Annotated in this window: 18 protein-coding genes; 5 read left to right on the plus strand and 13 right to left on the minus strand. The window is 66.2% G+C overall.

Annotation, left to right across the window (positions count from 1 at the left end; genetic code table 11):
* Positions 1 to 108: 108 nt before the first annotated feature.
* Entirely contained in the window at positions 109 to 1,554 is a 1,446-nt protein-coding gene (locus LXM55_RS23670) for a serralysin family metalloprotease (RefSeq protein ID WP_233322590.1), read from the plus strand.
* A gap of 52 nt (positions 1,555 to 1,606) precedes the next feature.
* Here the strand turns inward: LXM55_RS23670 and LXM55_RS23675 are convergent, their stop codons facing one another.
* The gene (locus LXM55_RS23675; protein ID WP_233322591.1) at positions 1,607 to 2,356 is read right to left on the minus strand and encodes a glycine-rich domain-containing protein; all 750 of its coding nucleotides are present in this window, start codon (positions 2,354 to 2,356) and stop codon (positions 1,607 to 1,609) included.
* Positions 2,357 to 2,563: 207 nt separating this feature from the next.
* Between LXM55_RS23675 and LXM55_RS23680 the strand changes: the two genes are divergently transcribed.
* Positions 2,564 to 3,790 carry a DUF2599 domain-containing protein gene (locus LXM55_RS23680; RefSeq protein ID WP_233322592.1) on the plus strand — a complete coding sequence of 409 codons (1,227 nt, stop codon included), beginning with the start codon at positions 2,564 to 2,566 and terminating at the stop codon, positions 3,788 to 3,790.
* A gap of 75 nt (positions 3,791 to 3,865) precedes the next feature.
* Here LXM55_RS23680 and LXM55_RS23685 read toward each other — a convergent pair whose 3' ends face one another.
* Together LXM55_RS23685 and LXM55_RS23690 are read right to left on the minus strand one after the other, a co-directional pair.
* Complete coding sequence (locus LXM55_RS23685) at positions 3,866 to 5,488, minus strand: MFS transporter (RefSeq protein ID WP_233322593.1); 1,623 nt, start codon at positions 5,486 to 5,488, stop codon at positions 3,866 to 3,868.
* A 140-nt stretch (positions 5,489 to 5,628) separates the two neighbouring features.
* A complete protein-coding gene (locus LXM55_RS23690) occupies positions 5,629 to 7,275 on the minus strand; it encodes a GMC family oxidoreductase (protein WP_233322594.1) in 1,647 nt (548 codons plus the stop codon).
* A 134-nt stretch (positions 7,276 to 7,409) separates the two neighbouring features.
* Between LXM55_RS23690 and LXM55_RS23695 the strand changes: the two genes are divergently transcribed.
* Entirely contained in the window at positions 7,410 to 8,315 is a 906-nt protein-coding gene (locus tag LXM55_RS23695; protein ID WP_233322595.1) for a LysR family transcriptional regulator, read from the plus strand.
* A gap of 6 nt (positions 8,316 to 8,321) precedes the next feature.
* Here LXM55_RS23695 and LXM55_RS23700 read toward each other — a convergent pair whose 3' ends face one another.
* From LXM55_RS23700 to LXM55_RS23710, 3 genes are all read right to left on the minus strand, one after another.
* Positions 8,322 to 9,257 carry a phytanoyl-CoA dioxygenase family protein gene (locus tag LXM55_RS23700; protein WP_233322596.1) on the minus strand — a complete coding sequence of 312 codons (936 nt, stop codon included), beginning with the start codon at positions 9,255 to 9,257 and terminating at the stop codon, positions 8,322 to 8,324.
* Positions 9,258 to 9,375: 118 nt separating this feature from the next.
* Positions 9,376 to 9,786 carry a hypothetical protein gene (locus tag LXM55_RS23705; RefSeq protein WP_233322597.1) on the minus strand — a complete coding sequence of 137 codons (411 nt, stop codon included), beginning with the start codon at positions 9,784 to 9,786 and terminating at the stop codon, positions 9,376 to 9,378.
* Positions 9,787 to 9,892: 106 nt separating this feature from the next.
* Positions 9,893 to 11,395 carry an MFS transporter gene (locus LXM55_RS23710; RefSeq protein WP_233322598.1) on the minus strand — a complete coding sequence of 501 codons (1,503 nt, stop codon included), beginning with the start codon at positions 11,393 to 11,395 and terminating at the stop codon, positions 9,893 to 9,895.
* Between the two features lie 155 nt (positions 11,396 to 11,550).
* Between LXM55_RS23710 and LXM55_RS23715 the strand changes: the two genes are divergently transcribed.
* Positions 11,551 to 12,180, plus strand: coding sequence for a TetR/AcrR family transcriptional regulator (locus LXM55_RS23715; RefSeq protein ID WP_233322599.1), 630 nt, complete (start codon positions 11,551 to 11,553; stop codon positions 12,178 to 12,180).
* Positions 12,181 to 12,211: 31 nt separating this feature from the next.
* A complete protein-coding gene (locus LXM55_RS23720; RefSeq protein ID WP_233322600.1) occupies positions 12,212 to 12,586 on the plus strand; it encodes a hypothetical protein in 375 nt (124 codons plus the stop codon).
* Positions 12,587 to 12,614: 28 nt separating this feature from the next.
* Here the strand turns inward: LXM55_RS23720 and LXM55_RS23725 are convergent, their stop codons facing one another.
* Genes LXM55_RS23725 through LXM55_RS23755 form a run of 7 tightly spaced genes read right to left on the minus strand, consistent with a single transcriptional unit; the run spans position 12,615 to position 18,977 of the window.
* On the minus strand, positions 12,615 to 14,027 hold the full coding sequence (locus LXM55_RS23725; RefSeq protein ID WP_233322601.1) for an ATP-binding protein: 1,413 nt from the start codon (positions 14,025 to 14,027) through the stop codon (positions 12,615 to 12,617).
* Entirely contained in the window at positions 14,024 to 14,686 is a 663-nt protein-coding gene (locus tag LXM55_RS23730; protein ID WP_233322602.1) for a response regulator, read from the minus strand. Before LXM55_RS23730 ends, LXM55_RS23725 begins: the two co-directional genes overlap by 4 nt.
* 22 nt (positions 14,687 to 14,708) lie before the next feature.
* Complete coding sequence (locus LXM55_RS23735; protein WP_233322603.1) at positions 14,709 to 15,353, minus strand: tetratricopeptide repeat protein; 645 nt, start codon at positions 15,351 to 15,353, stop codon at positions 14,709 to 14,711.
* Positions 15,350 to 16,159 carry an SDR family oxidoreductase gene (locus LXM55_RS23740; protein ID WP_233322604.1) on the minus strand — a complete coding sequence of 270 codons (810 nt, stop codon included), beginning with the start codon at positions 16,157 to 16,159 and terminating at the stop codon, positions 15,350 to 15,352. Before LXM55_RS23740 ends, LXM55_RS23735 begins: the two co-directional genes overlap by 4 nt.
* On the minus strand, positions 16,146 to 16,820 hold the full coding sequence (locus tag LXM55_RS23745; RefSeq protein ID WP_233322605.1) for a TenA family transcriptional regulator: 675 nt from the start codon (positions 16,818 to 16,820) through the stop codon (positions 16,146 to 16,148). The genes LXM55_RS23740 and LXM55_RS23745 overlap by 14 nt, the downstream gene beginning before the upstream one ends.
* On the minus strand, positions 16,817 to 18,298 hold the full coding sequence (locus LXM55_RS23750) for an AMP-binding protein (protein WP_233322606.1): 1,482 nt from the start codon (positions 18,296 to 18,298) through the stop codon (positions 16,817 to 16,819). Before LXM55_RS23750 ends, LXM55_RS23745 begins: the two co-directional genes overlap by 4 nt.
* Positions 18,288 to 18,977 (minus strand): thermostable hemolysin, encoded by a 690-nt coding sequence (locus LXM55_RS23755; protein WP_233322607.1) that lies wholly within the window; start codon positions 18,975 to 18,977, stop codon positions 18,288 to 18,290. The genes LXM55_RS23750 and LXM55_RS23755 overlap by 11 nt, the downstream gene beginning before the upstream one ends.
* Between the last annotated feature and the right edge of the window lie 118 nt (positions 18,978 to 19,095).

Raw genomic sequence — 19,095 nt, forward strand, 5'->3', positions numbered from 1 at the left:
GGATATGTCAGGTTTCCTGCGCCTCAATGGGCGAGTGATAGGACGATCTCGCAGGCGGGGTCGCAGGTGTTCTATCGGAAATTTTTTGTCTGAAACAAGGATGTAGTCATGTCAAAAGTACTTTCGGAAGCAGTCGGCAACGGCATCGAGTCGGCCTCCCAGGCCAGCCATGCCTACCAGCAAGTTCTGGCCTTCAGCCACTTGTATGACCGTGGCGGCAGCGCGCTGGTGAACGGCAAGCCTTCGTTCACCGCCGACCAGGCGGCGGATTCGATCCTGCGCAAGGGCCTGTCCTGGCACGACCAGAATGGCGACGGCAAGATCGACCTGAGCTACAGCTTCCTCACCGAAAAACCGGCCAACTACAACCCGGCCCTGGGCAGCTTCAGCGAGTTCAGCGCGCTGCAGAAGGCCCAGGCGCTGCTGTCCCTGCAGTCCTGGTCGGACGTGGCTAACGTCACCTTCAGCGAGGCTGCCAAGGGCGGCGATGGCCACATGACTTTCGGCAACTACAACGTCAGCACCGGCGGTGCGGCCTTCGCCTACCTGCCGTCCGGCGGCAGCTATGACGGCCAGTCCTGGTACCTGATCAACGACCAGTACCGGGTCAACGAAACCCCGGGCAACGGCAACTACGGCCGTCAGACCCTGACCCACGAGATCGGCCACACCCTGGGCCTGTCCCATCCGGGCGTGTACAACGCCGGCAACGGCAACCCCACCTACAACGATGTCACCTACGCCCAGGACACCCGCGGCTACAGCCTGATGAGCTACTGGAGCGAGGGCAATACCGGGCAGAACTTCAGCAAGGACGGCAGCGGCGCCTACGCTTCGGCACCGTTGCTCGACGATATCGTCGCGGTGCAGAAGCTCTATGGCGCCAACCATGAAACCCGCGCCGACGACACGGTGTACGGCTTCAATTCCAACACCGGCCGCGATTTCTACAGTGCCCATTCCAACGCCGACAAGCTGGTGTTCGCCGTCTGGGACGGCGGTGGCAACGACACCCTGGACTTCTCCGGCTTCACCCAGAACCAGAAGATCAACCTCAACGAGGGCGGCTTCTCCGACGTTGGCGGCCTGGTGGGCAACGTCTCCATCGCCCACGGCGTGACCGTGGAAAACGCCATCGGTGGCTCGGGCAATGACCTGCTGATCGGCAACGCGGTGGCCAATATCCTCGAAGGCGGTGCCGGCAACGACATCCTCTATGGCGGTGGCGGCGGCGATACCCTGTGGGGCGGGGCAGGGGCCGATACCTTCGTGTTCGGCGCGGCCTCGGATTCGACCTTCGACGCGCCGGACTGGATCATGGATTTCGTCAGTGGCGAGGACAAGATCGACCTCACCGGCATTCCGCAGTTCGCCTCTGGCGGTGCCACCCTGAACTTCGTCAGCGGCTTCACCGGCCACGCTGGCGACGCGATCCTCACCTACTACGCCGAGACCAACCAGACCAGCCTGATGATCGACCTCACCGGTCATGGCGCGGTGGACTTTGCCGTGGGTACCGTGGGCCAGGCGGCCGTCACCGACATCATCGCCTGATCAAGCGCTGTGCCAGGGGAGCGGCGCGACCGGCGCCGCTCTTCACGAGCCCTCAGTCACCCCCGCCGCCGCCACAACCGCCACCCCCGCAACCGCTGCTGTCGCCCCCGCCGCCATCGCTGCCGCCACTGTCACCGTCGCCGCCGAAACGCGAGCTGTCACTGTCGCTGCCACTGCCGGAAGCATCGCTGTCGAAGGAACTGCTGTGCAGGTCGCTGCCGCAGTGCACCAGCGTGGTCGTGTTGCCGTTTTCCGCCAGGCGCCGCAGGGACTGGCAGTCGGCGACGTAGTGAAAGCCCCGGGCGATCTTCAGCTTGGCGTCCAGGGCGAACAGCAGCGGCAGGCGGCTGGGTTGGGCGGGGTTGATGTTCTCTTCCAGGCAGGCCTGGCGCCAGACCCGACGCAGGCCGTTGTCGCTTTTGCGCGCGGCGTCCTGGCCGAGCACCGCGGCGGGCGTGTGATGGAGGAACTGGCCGAAGGCCTTGTCGCAGAACTGCTGGTAATCCCGGGTGTGCAGGATGAATTCATGCCACAGATCGTCCACCACCTGGGACGGCATCGACACGTAGTACTGGCCGCCCTTGAGGTAGGCCAGGAAGAACTGGCGCAAGCCCTGGGCCACCAACTGGCAATCCTTGAGGTTCAGGTGTGGATGCTGGGTGCGCAGGGGTTCGAACAACCGCGGCGGCAGGGTGAAGTTGCGGATATGGGCTTCCCGGCGCAAGGCGCGGAGGGCGTTCTGACGGCGCCAGAACACCAGGATCAAGGCCAGGGCCAGCACCGTGGGAAAGATCAACAGCATGTTCGGACTCCGCCGGAAAAAGTGCCGAGACAGTGGCGCAAGGCGGCGCTTTATTCAAGCCGCCTCGATGCTCCTGCCCGGGGTGGTGGGGATCGGGGACAAGGGCAAGGGAAAAACCGTCAGGGCCAACCAGCGCTTCTATCTTCTGCTTATGGCCGGCCCATGACCTGGCTGGCTCGGGATTACACACCACACGGAAGTCTCCCCATGAAAGCACGCAGAACCCCCATTGCCTGTGCCATCGGCCTGGCCAGCCTGTGCCTGTTGTCCACGGCGCAGGCCGACCAGGGCAGCGACACGGTGGCCCGCCTCAACCAGTTGTACAACGACACCCGGCAGGATTGCGGCGGCCCGTCGAAGCCGGCGTTCCTGTGCTCCGGGGTGCTGTTCCGCGCCACCTGGCCGTCCACCGACTATCAGTTCTACAGCATCAGCCCGAAAAGCCAGGCCAGCGGCGGGGTGTCGGCGTCCTACCTGCGCAAGGATTCGAAGTTCCGCAAGCTGGCCTACGGACTGCAGAGCGGCTTCATCTTCGACACCATCTTCGGCAACCCCAAGGACCACCAGGACTACGCGGTGCTCTGTTCCTTCCCTATCGACGCCGCCACCGACGACCGCCAGCAGCAGGGCTGCACCGATTCACGGCGCACCCCGGGCAGTGTCGAGAAATACTGCCACGAAATCGGCGTGACCAGCGCCGAGCAGTGGGGCGCCCACTACCGGCAGAACCGTGGCGATCACTCGCGCCAGTGTTCCTTCGATGTGCGCGACGAGCGCAACAGCGCTGCCGGCCCGGCGTTCTACCAGAGCATTCGTTCCATGGCGCAGATCGCCGCCGAATCCTTCGGCACCCAGAACGAGTTGCGCCTGGCCAAGTGGGAGGAAAAACCGCCGCAGTCGCCCTCGATCCTGACCCTGTTCTACACCGAGGACGGCGGCCTGGAAGGCGCGCGCCTGAACCAGATCCAGTGGTACAAGGCCGTGCAGCAGTACCTGCCGCTGATCAACATGAAGCTGCCGCAGACGCCCCAGCAGGACGCGAGTTTTGTCTACGACAACAAGAAGCAGGTGATTTACCCGATCACCGAAAAGAACAGCTGCGAGCGGTATGTGCAGAGCGCGGTATGGGTCGAGCGTGACGACCCGGGCTTTGGCAAGAAGGTCATGACCCTGGAAGTCACGCCCACCGATTGCGGGCGCAACGTCAAGGACAACCAGACCAACAACTTCTTCAACGAACTGGCCAGCGACCACTACCTGGACGCGCACTGGAAGAACAACCCGGACAACCGCGACAGCAGCGTGGGCAGCATGCGCCGGCAACTGGTCTGCCACTTCAACATTGCCCGCAACAAGCCGGAGTGGAACCTGGAGCCGTCGCGGCCCTACACCTCCAATGAAGACTCCATCGCCAAGGGCTGCAACAACACCTGAGGTCCGCCTGCGCCGAGCAGCCGGCTCCTACAGCCCCGCCAATGTCACTGACTGCTGTAGGAGCTGGCTTGGCCATCAGCCGTGGTTGATGTCCACATCGCGGGTTTCGCGCAGGCACAACAACCCCACCACCAGGCTGACCCCGGTAATCAGCACCGGGTACCACAGGCCATAGAAGATATCGCCGGTGTAGACCACCAGGGCAAAGGACACGGTCGGCAGGAAACCGCCGAACCAGCCGTTGCCGATGTGGTACGGCAGGGACATCGAGGTGTAGCGGATCCGCGTCGGAAACAGCTCCACCATCAGCGCCGCCAGCGGGCCGTAGCACATGGCGGCAATCAGGATCAGCGCCACGATCAGCAGCACCACCATGGGTTTGTTGACGTTCTGGGTGTCGGCCTGTTGCGGATAGCCGGCCAGGGTCACCGCGCCGCGCAGGGCGGCTTCGTCGAAGCCTTCGATCTTCACTTCACCGACGCTGACCTGCACCGGGCTGCCGGCCGGGGCGGCGATACTGCTGTAGGGCAGGCCCTGTTTCACCAGGAAGGTCTTGACCTTGTCGCAGGGGCTGTCGAAGCGCGCCTTGCCCACCGGGTCGAACTGGAAGGTGCAGGTGGCCGGGTCGGCGGTGACGCTGATCGGCGCCTGGCGGCTGGCCTGGTCGATGGCCGGGTTGGCGTAGTGGGCCAGGGCCTTGAAGATCGGAAAGTACAGCAGCGTGGCCAGCAACAGGCCGAGCATCAGCACCGGCTTGCGGCCGACCTTGTCCGAGAGCCAGCCGAAGAAGATGAACATCGGCGCGCCGATCACCACGCTGATGATCAGCAGGCTGTTGGCCAGGGCCGGGTCCATCTTGAGGAACTGGGTGAGGAAGAACAAAACGTAGAACTGCGCGGCGTAGAAGGTCACCGCCTGCCCGGCGTTGATGCTGAACAGGGCGATCAGCACCACCTTGAGGTTTTCCCATGTGCCGAAGGACTCGCGGATCGGCGCCTTGCTGGCACGGCCTTCTTCCTTCATTTTCAGGAAAGCCGGCGACTCGTGCAGGCTCATGCGGATCCAGGTGGAAATGCCCAGCAAGACGATGGACAGCAGGAACGGCAAGCGCCAGCCCCAGACCTCGAACTGATCGCCCGTGAAGTAACGGCAGGCCAGCACCACCAGCAACGACAGCAGCAGGCCCAGGGTCGCGGTGGACTGGATCCAGCTGGTGTGCAAGCCACGCTTGCCCTGGGGCGCGTGTTCGGCGACATAGGTCGCGGCGCCGCCGTATTCACCGCCCAGGGCCAGGCCCTGGAGCATGCGCAGGGCCACCAGGATGATCGGCGCGGCGATGCCGATGCTGGCGTAGTTGGGCAGCAGGCCCACGGCGAAGGTCGCCAGGCCCATGAGGATGATGGTGGCGAGGAAGGTGTACTTGCGCCCGATCATGTCCCCCAGGCGGCCGAACACCAGGGCGCCGAACGGGCGTACGACGAAGCCGGCGGCGAAGGCCATCAGCGCGAAGATGAACGCCGTGGTGTCGTTGACCCCGGCGAAGAACTGCTTGCTGATCACCGCCGCCAGGGCGCCGTAGAGAAAGAAGTCATACCACTCGAACACCGTGCCGAGGGACGAAGCGAAGATGACCTTCTGGCTGCCTTTGACGATGGAGTCGTCCACCGCGGCATTCAGGGACTGGGCGTGCTCTGACATAGGGGGGCTTCCTTACAGTGATTATTGTTGTTGTCCACTGCCGACGCCGTGACCGGCGCCGTTGTTGCGATTCACCGCGACCGTGCGATGAACCCTCGTGTGCATCCCGACCGCAGGAGCCGGCAAGCCGGCTCCCAGGTTCATGCCGGGGTCGCGGGTTCCTTGTGTGGGACGCTGCTCCTGGGGACGCTGGCGAGGATCAGTTCGGCAGCCTTCTCGGCGATCATCAGGGTCGGCGAGCAGGTATTGCCCGAGGTGATGCGCGGCATGATCGAGGCATCGGCAATGCGCAGCCCGGGAATGCCGTGCACCCGCAGTTGCGCGTCCACCACGGCGTGGGCGTCGCTGCCCATGCGGCAGGTGCCCACCGGGTGGAAGATGGTGGTGCCGATACGCGCCGCGGCTTCATGCAGTTGCTCTTCGGTTTGCAGTTGCGGCCCCGGCAGGTATTCGCTGGGCTTGAACGGCTGCAGGGCCGGGGCGCCAACGATGCGCCGGGTCAGGCGGATGGCGTCGGCGGCCACCCGCAGGTCCTCGGGGTGGCTCAGGTAGTTAGGCTGGATCAACGGCGCCGCGCCGGCTTCCACGGAGCGGATCTCGACCCGGCCACGGCTCTGCGGGCGCAGGTCGCAGACCGAGGCGGTAAAGGCCGGGAAGCTGTGCAAGGGCTCGCCGAAGCGCTCCAGGGACAGCGGCTGCACGTGGTATTCGAGGTTGGCCCTGGCCTGCTCCGGGCCCGAGCGGGCAAAGGCGCCGAGCTGGCTGGGGGCCATGGACAGCGGGCCGCTGCGGTCATACAGGTAGCGCAGGCCCATGCCCATCTTGCCCCACAGGCTGCCGGCGATCTGGTTCAGGGTGCGGGCGTTTTCCAGCTGGTAGATCAAGCGCAGTTGCAGGTGGTCCTGGAGGTTTTCACCGACCCCGGGCAGGGCATGGCTGACGCCTACCCCCAAGCGTTGCAGGAGCGGCGCCGGGCCGATGCCCGAGCGCTGCAGAATGCTCGGCGAGCCGATGGCGCCGGCGCAGAGAATGATCTCGCGGCGCGCCTTGAACTGTTCCAGGCGCCCCTGGCAGGTGGCGCGCACCGCCGTGGCGCGGCCGTCTTCGAGGATCAACCGCTGCACCTCGACCCCGGTCAGCACCACCAGGTTGGGGCGCTGGGCGATCGGCTTGAGGAAGGCCTTGGCGGCGTTCCAGCGTACCCCGGCCTTCTGGTTGACCTGGAAGTAGCCGCAGCCTTCGTTGTCGCCGCCGTTGAAGTCGTCGATGTTGCGGATGCCGCTCTGTTCGGCGGCATTGCGGAAGGCATCGAGGATCGGCCATGACAGGCGCTGGCGCTCGACCCGCCATTCACCGGCGGCGCCGTGCAGTTCGCTGCCCCCGGCAAAGTGGTTTTCGCTTTTCTTGAACAGCGGCAGGACTTCGTTCCAGCCCCAGCCCGGGTTGCCTGCGGCGGCCCAGCCGTCGTAGTCGGCGGCCTGGCCGCGCATGTAGATCATGCCGTTGATCGATGAGCAGCCGCCCAGCACCTTGCCCCGCGGGTAGCTCAGGCTGCGGCCCTGCAGGCCCGGTTCGGCTTCGGTCTTGAAGCACCAGTCGGTACGCGGGTTGCCGATGCAGAACAGGTAGCCCACGGGGATGTGGATCCAGGGGTAGTTGTCGCGTCCGCCGGCTTCCAGCAGCAGCACCCGGTGCTGGGGATTGGCCGACAGGCGATTGGCCAGCAGACAGCCGGCGGGACCGGCGCCGACCACGATGTAGTCGTAGGCGTCAAAGGCAGGAAGCATCCGTGACCTCTTCTTGTTCTGATTCTTGTTGCCTCATCCTAGTTGTTAGCTTTCGTCAAAAGAATGTTAGTTTTTGCCCACCCGCTGTGCGTTTTCTAACATCGTTGGCCTTCGACTCCGACAAGGAAACCCCCATGTTCGACTGGAATGACCTGCGCTTTTTTCTTGAGCTGCAACGCAGCGGGCGCCTGCTTACCGCGGCGCGGCGGCTGAACACCACCCACGCCACGGTGGCCCGGCACATCGAGGCGGTGGAGAAGGCCCTGGGCACCGCGCTGTTCGTCCAGCACGCCCAGGGCTATGAGCTGACCCCGGCCGGCGAGGCGCTGCTCAAGCACGCCGAGGCCATGGAAAACGTCGCCTTGCTGGTGCAGGAAGAAATCACCCAGTCCAGTGCGCCCCTGGGCAAGATCCGCGTCGGCGTCACCGAGGGGCTGGGGGTGAAGTTCCTCGCCAGCCGCATGTATGGCCTGTTCGAGCGCTATCCGGGGTTGGAAGTGGAGCTGGTGGCGGTGCCGCGCTTTGTCAGCATTCTCAACCGTGAGGCGGAGATCAGCATCCACCTGGAGCGGCCCAATGCCGACATGCTGGTGACCCGCAAGCTCACCGACTACTGCCTGGCGCTGTACGCCAGCCAGGCCTATCTGGACCGCGCGCCGCCGTTGCGCAACCGCGAGGACCTGGGGCGGCATGCCTGGATCGGTTATGTCGATGACCTGCTGTTCAGCCAGGAACTGATGTTCCTCAACAGCTTCTGCCGCAACCCCCAGGTGGTGTTCCACAGCACCAGCGTCATTGCCCAGCAGGAAGCGGCTCGTTCCGGCCTGGGAATCGCCGTGTTGCCGTGTTACATGGCCGCCGCCGATCCGCAGCTGGTGCCGTTGCTACCCGCGGAAAGCATCCAGCGCGCCTACTGGATCAGCACCCGCCGCGAGTTGCACAAGTCGGTGCGGCTGCGGGTGGTCTGGGATTACCTGGTGCAGCTGTGTGCCCGGGAGCAGGGCTTGCTGCTCGGGCCGCAGCCGGACGAGCGCGCTTGAGCGGCGTCAGAGAATCGGCCCGCAATGGGCCGAACTGCGGATCGGCGCGCCGGGCTGGATGTCGACAAAGCGCGAGCCGTAGGACTGCGGGTTCAGTGGCCCGCCTTCACGACCCATGCCAAGGCCGCCGGCGCTGCGGGTTTCGCCTTCCTGCAGCAGCGGGTCGAGGCGCGCGCGCCAGTCCAGCAGGCGCAGGCTCACCGCCTGGCGCCGTTGCAGGTCGCCGGTCAGCAGCGGGCTGGAGCGGTGCCAGAGGTATTTGCTGAACAGCAGGGCGTCGCCGGGATCGAAGCTGTCTTCGATGCGCTGCTGCTCGAAACTCTCGCTGAGCACGCCGGGAGGGCAGTAGATGTGGCGCAGGTGGTTGGACAGTTCGTTGACCGGCAGGCCCTGGGCCTGTCGCTCGGCCAGCAGGCGCGAGAACTGGAAATTGGCCTGGGCCGAGCACTGTGACAGCGGCACCCAGGCCATGCCGCCGCCCTGGCCTTGCGGGCGGACCGGCTGCAACGGCAACCACAGGCTGAAGGCCGGGTCCTGGGGGCGGATGTAGCGAAAGTTCAGCGAGTCGTAGTGCCAGGCAAAGCCCGAGCGGCCGGTCTGCAGCTCGAAGCTCTGGGCCTCGCTGACGATCAGCCGGCAGCCCGTGAGGCGGGTCAGCACCTGGGCGAAGGCCGGTTGCCGGTAGAGGCGTTCGAGGATGCCGATCTGCCCCAGCTGGTGGGTCAGGCGACTGAAGCCGTCGCCATGGGCGGGGGCGCTGGTGCGGCAGGGGCGCAGTTGGCTGTCGGCCAGTTCACGCAGGTGCTCGATGGCTGTCGGGGTCAGCAGTTGGCGCAGCTTGATGAAGCCGCGCTCTTGAAAGTGCCGCAGGTCGTCGTGCTCCAGACGCAGCGGGTTGACCAGGAGCGGGGTGTTCTCAGACAGGACCGATGGCAGGTTCACGGAGGTCTTCCATTACCGGGGAATGGGCCCTTGAGTATGGACAGCTGGCGCCGGGGCGGCAGGCTGGATTCGACCTCGAACAACGTCTTTGCGACATGCGCCGGGCAGGCTCGGTGCCTTAGCCGTCAGGCCGGATGTAGCGGTCCTGGGTCTGGATGAAGGCATCGAAAGCCCGGGAGTTGTAGACCTCAAGGCAGGCATGCAGCACCACCTTGTCGCGCCTGTATTTGCTGCGTCCCGAGGCGTGCTCGTAGGCGGCGGCCACGTAGTCGCTGGTGGCGGTGTAGGGATCGTGCAGGGTTTCCAGGGTGTCTTCGTTCTGCTGCACGTCGTACAGGCCTGCGCCCAGCACGCCGTACATGCCGAGCGCGTGGCCGACGTCCTGACGCATGGCCGAGGGCTCGGTGAAGCGCTCGGCCAGGCAGTGGGCCAGGCCGTAGTTCTTCAGCGACTGGCGGGCCGCGTCGACCGCGCTCGTGGCCTGGGCCGCGCTGCAGGCAGCGGTCAGCGACAACAGCCATGCGCTCATCCTGTTCACCCTTGTCACTCCTCGATAGGGACACCGGCCGGTGCGGGCGGCGGCAGATGGTCGGCGGCGCCCCGGCGCTTGTCAACGAGCGGCCCCGCCGCCGGCGCTACTGGCAGGCCTCGACGACCGGGGCGCGGGCCACGTGCTGGCGGGTCAGCAACAACAGCCCCATGGCCAGCAGGCTGGCGCAGCCGGCCAGGGCCATGGCCAGGCGGAAACCGCTGGTCATGGCGGCGCCATAGAGTTCGCCGAACAGCGGGGCGTGCAGTGGCAGGCGGTGCTCGGTCACCGCCTGCCGGGCCAGTTTGGCGGCGCCGTGGAACCCGGCCGCCGCGCCGGACTCGCTGAGCACCTGCACTGCCCGGGCGCTCATCAGGCTGCCGAGCAGGGCGATGCCGACGCTCATGCCGGTCTGGCGCAGGGCGTTCATGCAGGCCGAGGCGATTCCGGCGCGCTCCGCCGGTGCGCAGGCCATGACCACCAGCCCAGTGGCCGGCACCGCCAGGCCCATGCCCAGCCCCAGCAGCGCGAACAGCGAACCCACCAGCCAATAGGGCGTATGAGCGTCGAAGCCGGCCATGGCGCTCATGGCCAGGCCCACCAGGCCATAGCCGCTGATCATCAGCCAGGGCAGGGGGATGTACCGGTGCAGGCGACCGAAAAGCATCGATACCACGCCGGTGACCGCGAACTGCGGGAGCATGCGCAGGCCGCTGTCAGCAGCAGACCAGCCCTGGATCTGCTGAAGGAAGATCGAGAAGAAGAACAGGCTGCTGTAGCAGGAAAACCCGAGGATGAACGAAGCCAGGTTGGCCACCGCGAAGGGCCGCTGGCGCAACAGCGTGAGCGGCACCAGCGGCCGCTGCACTCGACGCTCCACCAGGATCAGGCCCAGCAGGGCCAGGCTCGCCAGCAGCCAGGAAGCGAGGGCTGCGCGGCTGTCGAAGCCACTTTCGCCGGCGACGATCAGCCCGTAGGTCAGGGCCCCGAGGCAGAGCATGCTGAGGACCTGGCCCAGCGGATCGAGCGCTGCGTGCTGGGGATGCTTGCGCTCGCTGATGCCCCAGCCGCCGAGCAGCAGGGCCAGCAGGCCGATGGGCAGGTTGATCAGGAAAATGCTCTGCCAGCCCAGGTGTTCCAGCAGCAGGCCACCCAGCAACGGGCCGAGGATCAGTGCCAGGGCGCTGAACGCCGACCAGCCGCCGATCACGTGGGCCCGCTGCCGTGGTTCGGGAAAGGCGTGGCTGAGGATCGGCATCGCCCCGGGAATCAGCAGGGCCCCGGCCAGCCCCTGCACCGCGCGCCCGGCCAGCAGCAGCGCGAGTTCCTGGGCCAGGGCACAGAGCAACGAGCCGAGGCAGAACAGCAGCACGCCGATCAGCCAGCAGCGCTTGTGGCCGAAGCGGTCGCCCAGCGGCCCGGCCGACAGCATGCACGCCGAAAGGCAGATGGCGTAGGCATTGATCACCCATTGCAGGCCGCCCAGGCCGGTGGCCAGGGCGTGCTGCAAGGTCGGCAGGGCGACGTTGACGATGCTGATGTCAAGGGACGCAAGGAAGGTCCCGAGGTAGGCGGCGGCTACCAGGGCAGGGCGGCGATAGCGGTCCATGAAGAGTCTCCCGCAGGGGCTGGAATGGGCTTTCGCGGCGAGCATAGTATTTCGACTGACCGTCGGTCAATGGAAAATGATATCGATTCTCAACTCTCTTTTCCGTCGCCGTTGCCCTAGAATGTCGACCTTTGTCGAGCAGCCCGGATGCATCAATGAGCGTGAAGTCCTCCCCGGTTTCCCAGCCTGCCGCCCAGCCACGGCCGCGCACCAAGCCGGCCGAGGTGCGCCTGGAAGAGCTGATGACCGCCGCCGAGAGCCTGTTTCTCAGCCAGGGCGTGGAAGCCACCACCATCAGCGAGATCGTCCAGCGCGCCGACGTGGCCAAGGGCACCTTCTACCACTACTTTCCATCCAAGAACGAGCTGCTGGTGGCCCTGGGGCAGCGCTATACCCAGAACTACCTGCAGCGCCTGGAGACGGCCGTGGCTGCCTGCCCGGAAGACGACTGGGTGGCCAAGGTTTCCTGCTGGATCGGCACCAGCGTGCAGGCCTACCTCGACACTTACCGCCTGCACGACATCGTCTACCCCAACCACCATCACCACGACCGCGGCAACCCGGAAAAGAGCGCGATCCTGACCCAGTTGCTGGGTATCCTCGACGGCGGCCAGCGTGCCGGCTGCTGGTCCCTGGCGCAGCCGGGCGTGATGGCCTCGCTGATCTACGCCGGTGTGCACGGCGCCACCGACGACGTGATTGCCGCCGGCGAAGAAGATGGCCGGGCGCTGGCCGAGGCGATTGTCCAGGCCTGCCTGCGCCTGCTGGGCCTGCCTCTTGCGTGACGTCTCCACGGGTAAAAGGAACGCCCCCCCGATGAACAGGATCAAGCTCATGCTCGGCACCGCACTGGCGGTGTTCCTGGCGTACCAGGCCTACGGCTGGTTCTACTACGGCACGCCGTATCAGGGCCGCGACTACAGCCCCGACCAGGCCTTCTACTACCAGAAGTACCGCCTGTTCAGCTGGCGCACCTGGATTCCCACCATGACCATGCCCGGTAATGGCGACAGCTCGCGCTACAGCGTTGGCGGCTACTTGCGGGTGTTCAAGGCCGACGGCACGCCGGTGGGGCAGTCCTATGACGGCTGCATCGCGGTGGTGGAGGTGTTCTGGTACGACGATGCGGTGGGCGGCTTCGGCTGCAGCGAGCACCTGATCGCGCTGTCCGGGAAGACCACGTCGGACTGAGTGCCCAGCCCCGGCGCATGCCCATGGGCTATTGCTCGCGGTGTGGCATCCAGGCGCTGCTCAGCCGTGGGCGTTGATTGCAAGGGATCGACAAGGTGGCGCGCAGGCCGCCCTGGGGCAGGTTGTCGAGGCTGATCTGCCCGCCCAGGTGCCGGGCGATGACGCTGACGATGGTCAGCCCAAGGCCGGCGCCGTGAACGTTGCCGCGACTGTAGAAGCGTTCGAACAGCCGCTCGCGCTCCCCTTCATCGATGCCCGGGCCCTGGTCCTCCACGCTCAGCTCGAACTGCTCGCCGACCCGGGCCAGGCGCACGCTGATTACGCCGTGGGCGGGGGAGAAGTTCACCGCGTTGCTGATCAGGTTGTTCAGGGCGATGTCTATCGAAGCCGCTTCGGTGCGAATCGGATACTCGCCCTCGTCAACATCGAACGACAATTCCAGGCCCTTGCTCAGCAGCCAGGGGGTCAGTTGCACCAGGCTTTCGCGCACGGTGTGAGCCAGGTCCACGGGGTGTTCGGCATACAGCTGAGCCTTGGGCTCCAGGCGGGCCATGGTCAGTAGCTGGTTGACCAGGCGCGTGGCGCGGTCGACCCCGAGAATCAGCGCTTCCAGGGAGGCCCGGCGCTCCTGTTCGGTGCCGGCCTCCAGCAGGTTTTGCGCATGCACGCGCAACACCGACAGCGGGGTGCGCAGTTCGTGGGCGGCATCGGCGATGAAGCGGCGCTCGCGCCCCAGCAGGTCCTGGATCTGCGTGAGCATGCGATTGAGCGCCGCCTGCATGGGCTCCAGTTCGCTGGGCAGGGGTTCGAGCTGCAGCGGTTCCAGCGAGCCGCTGGGCCGTGCCCGCAGGGTCGCGGCCATGTTGGCCAAGGGGCGCAGCCCCCAGCCAATCGCCAGCCAGACCATGACCGCCAGGACCAGGCTGCCGAGAATATTCGGCCACAGGGTGTGGCGCATGATGCGGTTGACCAGGTCGCTGCGGATATCGACCCGTTCGCCGACCCAGATCCGCAACCCGGAGTCCGGGTCGGCCAGGGTGAAGGTCCGCCACTGGCGATTGTTGGGGTCCAGGGCGTTGCTGAACCCCGGGGTCAGGGTTTGCAGGGCGTAGCTGGGAGCGCTGGTGGTGCGCACCAGCAAGCTGCCTTTGCGATTCCACACCTGGAAGGCGATCTTGCTTTCATAGGGGTGGCCATCGACCTGGGGCATGGCCTGGCTCAGCGCCAGGTTGAAGGCGTGATACAGCTGGGCCTGGTCGATGCTGCTGTTGGGCATGCGCATGATGCCCAGCAGCAACCGTGCATGCTGGGCCAGTTGGGCGTCGTAGACTTCGTCGATCTCGTGGTTGCTGTCGTGCAGATTGAAGGTGGTGAGAATCAGCAGCCCGGCCAGCAACAGCCCGATGATCAGGGTCAGGGTGCGCCGGCGGATCGAGCTCATCGGCGTTCCTCTATCAGGTAGCCGACGCCGCGGATGGTGCGGATCAGGTCGGCGCAGAACTTCTTGCGCAGGTGGTGGATGTGCACTTCCAGCGTGTTGCTCTCGGCCTCTTCGTTCCAGCCGTAGAGCAGTTGCACCAAGCGCTCGCGGGTCATCACCCGGCCCGGTGGCGAGAGCAGCTCATAGAGCAACTGGTATTCCTTGGGCGTCAGGGCCACCGGTTCGCCGTGGTAGTGCACCAGCTGCGTGCTCGGGTCGAGGCTGATGCCGGCGTGCTCGATCAGCACCCGCGCGCGCCCGGCACTGCGCCGCAGCAGGGCCCGCAGCCGGGCCTTGAGTTCGTCCAGGTCGAAGGGTTTGATCAGGTAGTCGTCGGCGCCGGCGTCCAGGCCGGCAATCCGATCTTCGGTGGCATCGCGCGCGGTGAGAATCAGCACCGGCAGGGTCGAGCCGCTGTCACGCAGGCGGCGCAGCACTTGCAGGCCATCCAGGCGCGGCAGGCCGAGATCCAGCAAGGCCAGGTCGAAGGTTTCGCTGAGCAGCGCATGCAGCGCGCTGCTGCCGTCCTTGAGCCAGTCCACGGTGTAGCCTTCGCGGGTCAAGGCTTGATGGATACCTTCGCCCAGGGGCTGGTCGTCCTCGATCAGTAGTAAACGCACATCGACTCCTGTCTCGTTCAGATCATTTGATTTTCTTGCCGATCTCGACCAGCAACGCCTGGATCTCTTCGCGCCGGCCCTTGTCGGCCACTTCCCGACCGGCGCGCGGGGCAGCCTGCAAGGCCTTGAGCAGGGCCACCCGGGCTTCACCGTAGCGGCCCTGGCGATACAGGTGGTCGCCCCAGAAGTACAGACTATCCAGGCCATCGGGGTTCTGCTGCAAGGCTTGCTGGAGCAGTTGCTCGGCCTTGTCGGCGTCGCCGAAGCCGATCGGCCAGCCGGGAACGCGATCATACAGCGCGCCCAGGCTGGTGTAGGTGGAACCTTGCAGGGCCTTGGGGTCCAGGCCCAGAGCCAGTTCCAGGTCGGCCTTGGCGGCCTTGGCCTTGCTCAGGGCCCCCAGCCCGCCCTGGGCGCCGGCCCAGCTGCTGGTGACGATGCCCGACCAGATCCAGGCCTCAGCGACCGCCGGGCGCTCCTGGGTAAAGGCCCGGGTTTGCGTGGCGAGTTGTTCGAAGGCGGCGGCCCGCTGCTCGGCCGGCAACTGGTACTGAATGTGCGCCCAGCTTTGCTGGATACCGCTCAGACGTTGCTGGTCGGCGCTGTCCAGGGCCCAGGCGGGCAGGCTCAGGCAGGCCAGCAAGCAGGCACTGAAACGTCTTTTCATGGTTCTTGATGCTCCCGTTCGGATCGGACGCTGAGCCGGCGGATCAGTGGCAGGTGTTTGCGCAAGCCACGGTCCACCAGATTCGGCAGCAAGCTGTTGAGGCGCACGAAAAAACGCTCCGGCCAGCCCAGGTACAGCTCGCGATGGTCGCCGGCGATGGCGTGCAGCACCGCGTTGGCCACGGTCTGCGGATCGTCGACGTTGCTCTTCAAGGCATCGCTCAAGGCCTGGGCGGCCGGGCTGTTCATGCGGGTGCGGGTGGCACGCGGCGCAACATAGAGGACGTTGACCCGGGTGTCGGCCAGTTCCCGACGCAGCGCCTCGGAGAACCCGCGCAGGGCGAACTTGCTGGCGCAATAGGCGGCATAACCGGGGTAGCCGATGGAGCCGTAGGTGGAGCCGACGTTCACCAGCATGGCGCTGGGCGCCTGTTGCAGCAGCGGCAGCAGCAGGCGGGTCAGGCACATCGGCGCGCCGATGTTGACCGCCAGCATGGCGTTGATCTCGGCATCGTCGAGCTGCTCCAGCATGGCGAAGTGGTTGATCCCGGCGGCGTTGATCAGCAAGTTGATGCCGCCAATCGCCTCGGCGGCCATCAGCACCTTGCGCCGGTCGCTGAGGAAGGTCAGGTCCGCCGAGACCCAGCACAGCTGGTTCGGGTAGCGCGCCAGCAGGGGGCCTAGCGGCTCCTTGTGCCGGGCCACGGCCAGCACCTTGGCGCCGCTGGCGCACAAGGCCTCGGCAATGGCCAGGCCGATGCCGCCGCTGGCACCGGTGAGCACCGCGCGGGCTTCAGAGAGGCGCATGGGCAGCCTCCCCGACGCGTGGCAGGCCACGGAACATCTCGCTGTAGAGGTGGTAGACCACCTTCGAGGCATGGATCACCGCGGCCTGGTCGGCGGGGTCTTCCAGGCGGTCCATCAGGCGCCGGTAGGTCTGCATGTGCTCGATGTCCAGCGAGCCGTGGGAGGACAGGTAGCTGAAGGCGTTCTGCGGCAGCTGCAGGCTTTCCTGGATGCTCCCGGCGGCCATGGTGGCCAGGGCGATGCTGGTGCCTTCGAGCACGTTGACCATGCCGAACAGCCCCACCGGATTGCCGCGGGCGATCAGGTCGTAGAGAAAGCTCACCATCAACTCGATGGCCAGGCAGGGCTGGCCATCGCGCACGCGGTCGCGGTCGCCGCCGCAGGCCGCGATGTCGCTGAGCACCCACTGTTCATGGCCGTACTCGTCCTCGATGTACTCGCACACCGCGCCGCGCAGCCACTCCAGGCGCTCGGGCAGGCGCGCGCCGCAGGCCATCATCAGGGGCACGGTGTGGCGCACGTGGTAGTAGGCCTGGGCCAGGAAGGCCCGGTAACCCTCCAGGCTGACCTGGCCCGCCAGTGCCTGGCGAATGATCGGCAGGTTGAACAGTTGCCCGCGCTCTTGGGCGGTGGCTGCTTGCAATTGGTCGAAAAAACTCATGACGGTGATTCCTCGGAGTGAACAGTCGGGCAGAGCAGGTCGCGGTAGCGTTCGACGATGGCCTCGCGGCGTGGCCGGCCGTTGTCGGTCAGCAGGCCGTTGGCCGGGGTGAAGGGGTGCGGCAGCCGGGTCCAGTGGTGGACCTGGGCGTAATCCGGCAAGGCCTCGTTGGCCTGGGCCACGGCGGCGTCCAGCTGGCTGTCGCTGCAATCCGCGCGATGCGGCCAGAGCAGGGCATGGTTGCGGGGCAGGGCCTCGCCGTAGACGAAGGCCTGGGCAATGTGGCTGCGCTGGGTCAGCTCGGCCTCGACCCATTCGGGGTTGACGTTGCGCCCGTAGCTGGTGACGAACTGGTGCTTCTTGCGGCCCTTGAGATAGAGATAGCCGTCGCTGTCGAACTCACCGATATCGCCGCTGTGCCACCAGCCATCGACGCGGCCGGTTTCGCCCAGGTAACCCAGGAGCAGCGAGCCTTCGATCAGCACCTCGCCATCGGCCGCCAGGTGCACCCGAACATGCGCCAGGGGCTGGCCGACGCTGCCCGGGCGGTGCTCGCCGGGACGGTTGAGGCACACCACCGAGGCGCACTCCGACAGCCCGTAGCCTTCATACACCGGCAGGCCCAGGCGCTGGGCGCGCTGCAGCAGCTCCAGGGAAACCTTGGCCCCGCCCACCGCGGCAAAGCGCAAGTGGGCGGGGTTGAACAGGCGTTGTTCGGTCGCGCCCACCAGCAATAGCAACAGTTGCGGCACCAGGATCAGGCTCTCGGGCTGGCGCTGGGCCAGGCAGCCGAGCAGGGTCGGCGCGTCGACCCCGCTGGCACCCTGGATACCCAGGGCTTTCTGGCTTGGCAGGCTGAGCATGGCGCCGGCATAGAGCGCGGCGTAGCAGCCCAGGTTTTCCAGCAGGATCCCCAGTGGCAGCAGCGCCAGGTGATGGCGCGAGCCGCAGGAATGGCTGGCCTGTTCCAGCTCCCGGGCCACCCGTAGCAGGCTGTCGGCGCTCAGGCACACGCCTTTGGGGGTGCCGGTGGTGCCGGAGGTGAAGGTCAGTTTGGCGGTGCCCGCGGGCATGCTTGACGGCCCGTCGAAGTGCCGTCGCCAGAATTCGCCCTGGCGCCGATAACCGGCGGCTTGCAGTGCCGCCTCCTGGCCGTCCTCGGCCACCAGCAGTTGGGCATGGCTCTGTTCCAGGCAATGCAGGCGCTGGGCGTCGGTGAAGAACGCTGGCAGGGTCAGGCAGGTCAGGCCTTCGAACAGCGCGGCCAGGTCCCACAGCAGCAGCTCCGGGCCGTTGTCCAGGGCCAGCGCCACGACCTGCACCTGTTCATCGCGCAGGCGTTGCTGGCGGTAGATCACCTCGGCGTAGAGGGTGGCGTAGTCCAGGCGCAGGCGGTCGCCCCAGAGCGCGATATGGATGGTTTTTTCTTCGGCGTGTTGGCGAAGCACTTCCTTGAAGCGCTGCACTTCAAGCGACATGGCTGTTCTCCTCGAACGACAGCGGCAGGCCCAGGCGGTTGAACATCCCCATGTTGCGCAAGTGGATGAACCCCGCACGGATGCTGCCCACGTGCACGGCTGGCCGGCTCTGGTAGTAGCGGCCCCAGTGATGACGGTCTTCACCCAGGCGCTCGGGGTCGGCGGCGCACAGGGTCAAGGGGCGCAGGCCCAGACGATGGAAACTGTTGACCAGGCCGACATTGCCGGTGAACGCCACCCATTCCAGGCCGCCCATGGCCAGCAGCCAGGTGGTGGCGATGATCGACAGCCGCGCGCTGCCGGTGTCGCTGGCCGCCAGGTTGCCCACTTCCACCACGCCCTGGCGTTCCACCGGGCTTTCCACCGGGCGTTGCGCGGCGAGGTCGATCAGGGTCTCGATCGGCGCATCCAGGTAGCGCTCCAGAAACAGCGGGCCGCTGCTGGCCAGGCGCACCCCGGCGACGGCGCACAGCGCGCCCTGGTGATCGCTGAGGCCGAACAGCTGCGGCATGAAGTGATGGATGTGGGCGCCGTGAACCTGGCGGAAGCGCTGGCTGACATAGGCTTCGAATGCCGGGCGCTGGGGCTCCCCGGGCAGGCTGCGGGCCAGGGTCAGGGGCGTGGCGGCGTCGCAGCCTAAGTTGAGCGGCAGAGGGATGTTCCAGTCGAAGCCAGGCATGGATATAGAGCCTCCCGAAGCGTGTTGGGGAGGAGTATCGGCAGGCTTTCTTAACCCAATCTGAAGATGGCAAAAAGACATTTCAGCGTTCTTCAGGTTGCCTTAAGGCTGGCCCGGC

This window comes from Pseudomonas sp. Au-Pse12 (assembly GCF_021341665.1).
Taxonomy (GTDB): Bacteria; Pseudomonadota; Gammaproteobacteria; order Pseudomonadales; family Pseudomonadaceae; genus Aquipseudomonas.